The 6,330-nt window shown below is 63.7% G+C and carries 4 protein-coding genes; 2 read left to right on the top strand and 2 right to left on the bottom strand.

The window, feature by feature from the left end; translation table 11 throughout:
• Together OVO38_RS12280 and OVO38_RS12275 are read left to right on the top strand one after the other, a co-directional pair.
• On the top strand, positions 1–375 hold a 375-nt coding region (locus tag OVO38_RS12280; protein ID WP_267208682.1), incomplete at its 5' end, for a hypothetical protein.
• 65 nt (positions 376–440) lie between these two features.
• Positions 441–2,225 carry an RNA-binding domain-containing protein gene (locus tag OVO38_RS12275; protein ID WP_267208681.1) on the top strand — a complete coding sequence of 595 codons (1,785 nt, stop codon included), beginning with the start codon at positions 441–443 and terminating at the stop codon, positions 2,223–2,225.
• A 107-nt stretch (positions 2,226–2,332) separates the two neighbouring features.
• Here the strand turns inward: OVO38_RS12275 and OVO38_RS12270 are convergent, their stop codons facing one another.
• Together OVO38_RS12270 and OVO38_RS12265 are read right to left on the bottom strand one after the other, a co-directional pair.
• Entirely contained in the window at positions 2,333–4,288 is a 1,956-nt protein-coding gene (locus OVO38_RS12270) for a hypothetical protein (RefSeq protein WP_267208680.1), read from the bottom strand.
• A gap of 475 nt (positions 4,289–4,763) precedes the next feature.
• Complete coding sequence (locus OVO38_RS12265) at positions 4,764–6,278, bottom strand: DUF5129 domain-containing protein (protein ID WP_267208679.1); 1,515 nt, start codon at positions 6,276–6,278, stop codon at positions 4,764–4,766.
• Positions 6,279–6,330 lie beyond the last annotated feature (52 nt).

Raw genomic sequence — 6,330 nt, 5'->3', positions numbered from 1 at the left:
ATGGCGCACCGCCGAAACCTGCTCGTCGCCTTCATGCCGTGGGAAGGCCACAACGACGAGTACGCAATGATTCTCAATCTTTTTTTGCAGAAGGAGAACACGGTCTACGAGGTTCCCGTTTGGGTGGGGGGCAGGGAGGTGTGTGAAAGAGAGAGGGGGGGGGGGGGGGTGGGGGTGGCGCTGGCTGCGGTGCTGGCGTCGGCGGGAGTCATGCCGATCATGGTAGTTGGCTGTGAGGGGTGTGCTGTGTGGGTGGTGTTGGAGTGGGGTGGCGGGGGCGTCGATAAGCGGGCTCGAACTCTGAGTTCGATTTCGAACAATCGCACTCAAGCCATAACTCAAAGTCGCATTCAGGATTGGTCTTTATCGCTGTGAGCTGCTTCTTTATGGTTTGTGTTTGAGTTATACTTTGAGTTCTGGTTTGAGTTATACTTTGCAAGGTGAGTGAGAATAGCGTTCGCGAATACCTCGAAAAGCTGCGAGACATTGGCAACGATACCTATCGGATCGAAGCCAAGGATGCCTCCGGCGGTCTTCCGGAGAGCATTACTGAGACACTCTCCGCTTTCGGGAACATGCCGGAGGGCGGGGTGATCCTGCTTGGCGTGGCCGAGGACGGTGGCACCTTCCCGGTGACCGGCATTGCTGACCCCAAAACCATGGAGAGCCAATTGGCAAACAAGGCACGACAGAAAATCGTGCCTCCCCTCCAACTCGGAGCGATAGAAACCGCGACTATCGAAGGCAAAACGGTACTCCAGTGCGTCGTGCCGCCCCAACCGTCGGACCGGAAGCCGTTTCGAGTTGGTAGAGGGGGCCCGGCCTACATCCGTAGCGGCGACGGCGATTACGAGCTTGACTCAAACGAAGAACTCTTCCTCGTCTCGCAGCGGGGCGTGCCCAAGCACGACCGCGCCCCCGTCGAAGGCGCAAGCGTAGAACGTGATCTGGACCCGGAGCTTCTACAACAATATCTGGAGCGAGAACTCTCCCAATCGAAGCGACTCGCCCGTTTACCCAGGCAAGAGCAGCTCATCAAAACCAATGTCGTCGCGCCGGAAACGGGTGAGCCAACGGTTGCAGCGGTCTACGCACTGGGCGTCCACCCACAGCAATTCTTGCCGCTCACGGTGAAAGCGCATGTCACGCGCAACCCCGGCGATCCAAAAACGGTCCGCATGCGCGATAAGGAAGAGTTCACAGGTCCCGTCCCTGATCTGCTAGAGGCGGTAGTGGATTGGGTGACCGATCACCTGCAAACCAGTATCACGTTCTCGGACGGCCACGGCAAAGACGTTCCGGAGATTCCGATCCTGGCCATCCGCGAGATCGTTGCTAACGCGCTCGTCCACCGCGACCTCTCACCCGCCAGCTTGCTCGCGTACACCCAAGTGGTGAAGCAGCAGGACAAACTCATCGTGGTAAACCCTGGTGGGCTGTGGGGGCTGACCGAGCGCGAGTTGGGCAACACCGGACCCCGCGCCAGAAATCCCGTGTTGTACCGCATGTGTTCTGCGGTGAAGACGTCGAGGGGCAACCGCGTCATTGAGGCAAGCGCAACAGGTATTCCCGCTGTACGTGAGGCGCTTCACGACGCCTTCCTACCCGCCCCCTACTTCAAGGACCGCGTCATCGAATTCCAGGCGATCTTGACATCCTCAACGATGCTCTCCGAAGACGACGTCGCGTGGGCATCGCGCCTACCAGGCGGCGAGATCTTCTCCACCGCGCAACGCCACGCGCTGATACGGATGCGCAACGGCGAAGAGCTCACCAACGCTACGTACCGCGAGGAGTTCCCCATGGACTCGACTCGTGCGCGGACGGAGCTACAACAGCTCGTGGAGTACGGCCTCGCCACTACTCGAGGACAAGCCGGTGGCACCGTGTATTCCTTCCGGCACGACGCGGAAGACGACCTTGCACGCAACCACGCGGACGGCAGCGCCACCACGCGGCCGGAAGCTGCGAATCCCGCGGTTCCAAATCGGAAATATCTCCGCCTGGAAGAGAAGATCCAGCTCATCCAGCACGTCCTGGAGAATGCGGGTCACCCCCTGACCAAGCGGGAGATTGGTGAGCAGACTGGCATGAGCTATGGCCAAATGACTCCGGCGCTCAAACGAATGGCCGAAATTGGTGAGATTACGTTTACCGAGAAGTACTGGAACGCGAAGAATCAGCGGTACGCACTCCCGCACTGGCCAACTTCGGGCTCAAGATAGCTGGCGCGGGTCATGCCCAGAACTATAACTCAAAGTCGCATTCAGGATTGGTGTTTATCGCCTTGAGCTGCTGATTTATGGTTTGAGTTTGAGTTATACTTTGAGTTCTAGTCTGAGTTCTGGTTTGGGCGGAAAACGCCGCGCAGCTTCGGGCTGAGCAGGAATGCCGTGATGGTAAGCACCAGAATCACCGAGATGACAAAGGCGCCGTACGAGGAATCGTCGCGCGGCCACAGGTCGATCAGGCCCGGGATGGCCAGGGCGGTACCGACGATCGCCAGGTTGATGTTGAACTGCTCGCGGCGATCCTGCGCCTGCTCCGCGCGGCGCCGCTTCACGTTATCCAGCGCCACGCGGATCGCATCGCCCTGCGTCTTGTAAATGTCCTTGCGCAGCTCAAGCTCCGAAGCAACCTCTTGGAAATCGTCGCGCGTACCGGTCTCCTTGAGCATGTGATGCAGCACGGCCGTATCCACCGGCCGGCCGCTCACCGACTCGTACCAGAGGTAGTCGCGGAAGATAACAAATTCCGTCTGAATGTCCTCAAAGTCCCGCAAGCTGGTGCGCAAGATTTTCGACGCCAACTCCACGTCCTCGTCGTCCCACTCCGGCTTCCGGCGGACCGCTTCCAACTCCTCGGAGCCGAAGGACATGCGACGCATCTGCTTCGCCATCACGGACAGGTAGTTGTCCGCCCGGCGGACCAGGATGGCCAGGTCGACGAGGCGGGTGCCGGTGAGCATCCAGAAGTTGTTGTTGCGGTTCTCAATCGGCGAGCGGCGCACCACCGCCAGCCCGTTCTCATCAGAATGCACCGTCCAATCCTGGAACAGCTGCACCCGCGACGCGTCCAGCGAGACCTGGTCCATCGCCGTGAGCTCCGGGCTGTAATCGTCGGCGCGTGTGGCCAGGAACCACGCCCACGCGTCGTGGCGCGTCCAGGTGCCTAAGCCCTCGCGGAGAGAGCTGCGCATGCGGCGGGGCAGCGCGGGCTCGTCGCACGCCGGGATCGCCGTGATCGTGGTGTACGGGCGCGTTGCCAGCGGGCGCCGACGATCCCCCCTCACGTAGGCGGTGCCACCGCGGCTGACCTGCAGCTGTGCGCCGCCGAGGACCTCGTTGACCATTTCGAAGCACACCTCGAGGAGGTTCCTGGTCCGCGGCTCCTCGCCGGGACGCCCCACTTTGACCTTGCTGCGCGGGCGGTGCAACGACTTCGACACCGCCTCGAGCGCGTCACCCGAGCAGTGCTCCGCAACCACGTGGAGCACCAGGAACTGGTTGCGGAACTCCCGCGAGTCCGTGTCTGGTGTGTCAGGTGTGTCCGGCGTCTCGGGTTGATTGGCAGTATCGGCGTACTTGAGCTCCGGGCCCTGGTAGTCCAGGAGCTCGGCGCAGGTGAGGGTGACGGAGGCGAGGGGATTTGTGGCGTCGATAAGCGAAAAGCTCGAGTCCACGGGAGCCTGACGCGGATCCGCTGGCGGCTCCTTGCCGTTTTCCGGGGTGATGTCCGGCTGGAACAGGAAGCGGCGAGCCGAGACGCTCATGCCGTGGCGATTGCGCGAGGGTGCGAATTCCGACGCCCCGCCCTTCGCGTCCAGCGCGTCCGCGCCCATCGACTCATTGAGCGGCCGGCGGAAATGCACGTTCGCGCCGCGGTGGAAGACGCGCGGCGAATACCTCCAGGCCGGCTGATCCAGCTTCCGCTCCCGCTCCATGGTCTCCGGGTTGCGGTACGTGCCGCGCGCCTCGTCGAACGCGGGGACCTGGATCGACTTGATGCCACGGAAACGGCCCGGCGCCCAGCGGGTGAAATCGGCGCCGTCGAAGGCCCCCACCGGAAGCGGGACAATCACCGCGAAGTGCGCGAGGCGCCACTCCGGGAGCTCGTCCTTTGTGGCCTCGAAGTCCGCGGGCAGGTCAAACTTGGCGCCCTGCAAGTCGTAGGCCAGGTTTGTCTGGACGTCGTTAGCCTCATCGGGCGTGAGGTCCTCGGCGCGGCGGGAGGACGTGTGCTGGTCGCGCTGCTTTTGCGTGGGCGTGTCGTGCGTGGAGCGGGTCATGGCGCCTTCGGATTTCGGGGCTGGGGATGAGGTGCATGCGGACTGTCTGTGCGCTGACATAGTACGCCAGGCGTGGGGGATGCGCCGGGTGAAACGGGTGGGGGTAGTGCGAATTGTGTTGCTCTGAGCTGGGTTTTTGTTGATTTGGTGCGTATGAGGCGCTGCCGGGGTAGACGTATTGGGCAATCCGTGCCATACTGCAGTGAGCAGGCCCCTTCGCCCACGGCTCACCCCCCCCGAAGCCGGAAGAGCGTTCAACACCCCCCCATTTAGAACGCGAGTGTGCGAGGGGGTTCTGCGTTGCCGTAGGGAGGATCGGTGGGGGTTGAGCATTGCGGCGAGTATCGGCCTCGTGATCGCCCCCGGCACCCAGATGACGAGATCACCCTGACGAAGATGCGACAAAAATTCCGTATCTTCGTCATCCTGATCTCGTCAAACGGCGCACATCGCCCCCGCCCGAGCCATGCGCCCCCTAGAAGGAGCTGGAGCCGCCCGAGCCGGAGAAGCCGGAGCTGAACCCCGAGTTCGTCCCGCCGGAACTGGAGCTCGGGCGGTTGGTCGTGCTGTCCCACAGGGAGAGGGTGGCGTAGGTGTACACGCCCGGGTACGCGTAGTCCCGCTCCCACAAGTGCGGCGCGCGCGGATCCTTCACGCCCTTGCGCGCGGTGAACTGCTGCTTCTGCAGCACGTCCATGAGGATGCGGTAGTCCGCGAGCAGGCGCACGAACGCGTCCATGAACGCGGGGTTCGCCGGGTCCGTGGCTATCGCGTCGAGACGGTTCACGATGTCCTGCAGCCCCGCCTTCAGGTGGGAGTCCTTCGCCTTCTTGCCGGCGTCGACGGCGTCGGCGCGCAGGGCGCGCAGGCGCTCGGCGCGCACATTGACGTCGCCCTGCTCCATGCGGAACAGGAGGTTGATGTTCTCCTCTGCGCGCTCCACGTCCTTGACGGTGGTGGCGGCGTCATGGAGCTGTTCCCAGTTGGCCAGGGCGTCGCTGTCGGTGTCGACGGGGAGGTGCGCGACCGCGTCGTCGATGGCGAGGAACCGGTCGCGGACCTCCTCCCACTCCTGGCGCAGCTCGCCGTTGGCAAAGCGGGAGGACAGGGAGTGGGCGCGCAGGTCGAGTTCGGAGAGGCGGAGGGCGAGGGACGAGTGGGCGTCGATAAGCTTCTGGCGATCGAGGCGGGCCTCGGCGATCCGCTGCTTGCGACGCTCAATGCGCTTCACCGGCACGAAGCCGACCGCGAGGGCCGCGGCGAACAAGCCGAAGCCGGTGGGGATGGCGGTGAGGTAGCCGAGGAAGCTGGAGTCGTTCCGGCTGGCGACCTCTTCCGGGTCCATCGCGACGCGCGCGCCGTCCAGGAGGCCGCGCGGGATGTCGCCGGCGGCGAGGCCGTCCTTCATCGCCGCGAGCGAGCGGTCGAGGTGGCTGCCGCTGCGGAGCGCGAGCTGGCTAGCGACGTCTTTACCAGCGAAAATGAACTGGTGGCGCGTCTTCATCGCCGCGCCGACGAGGATGACGCCGTCCGCGAACGTGTCGTCGCCGATCTCGTCCGGGTAGGTGTCGCGCATGAAGTTCTCCACCGAATCGTTCACGTTGTCCAGCGAATCGTCGAACACGATGAAGCGCAGCTGCTGCACCGTCGACGGGTGCGGGAGGTCGTCGGCACCGTCGAGCAGCCGCAGCTCCTCGTCCGGGGAGAGCAGGTCGTCCGGGTCGTCCACGAAGGCGGGCGGCGCCTCCGCGACCGTCTCCACCGGGTCCGGCGCCTCGGGCGCGCGCCACAGGGCGAACATGAAGATCGCCGGGAGCAGGCCGATCACCACCGCGACCAGCACCGCTAATCGACGCGCACCCTTCGCCCTGAACTGACGCTCGAACGCGCGCTGCTTGTCCCACTCCGCGTTACGACGCTTACTCTCCGCAGTCTCCTGCATCTGCCACCACTTGCCGCCGGGGACAGACTCGTACTCTCGGCTCACCATACGGGGATTATCACACGGATTGGGGCGGTGCGCTGGGGGTTTGGTGGGGGTT

The organism is Corynebacterium sp. Marseille-P8863, assembly GCF_946902955.1.
In the GTDB taxonomy this organism is placed as follows: Bacteria; Actinomycetota; Actinomycetes; order Mycobacteriales; family Mycobacteriaceae; genus Corynebacterium; species Corynebacterium gottingense.
This window is presented reverse-complemented; position numbering and strand designations above follow the sequence as displayed.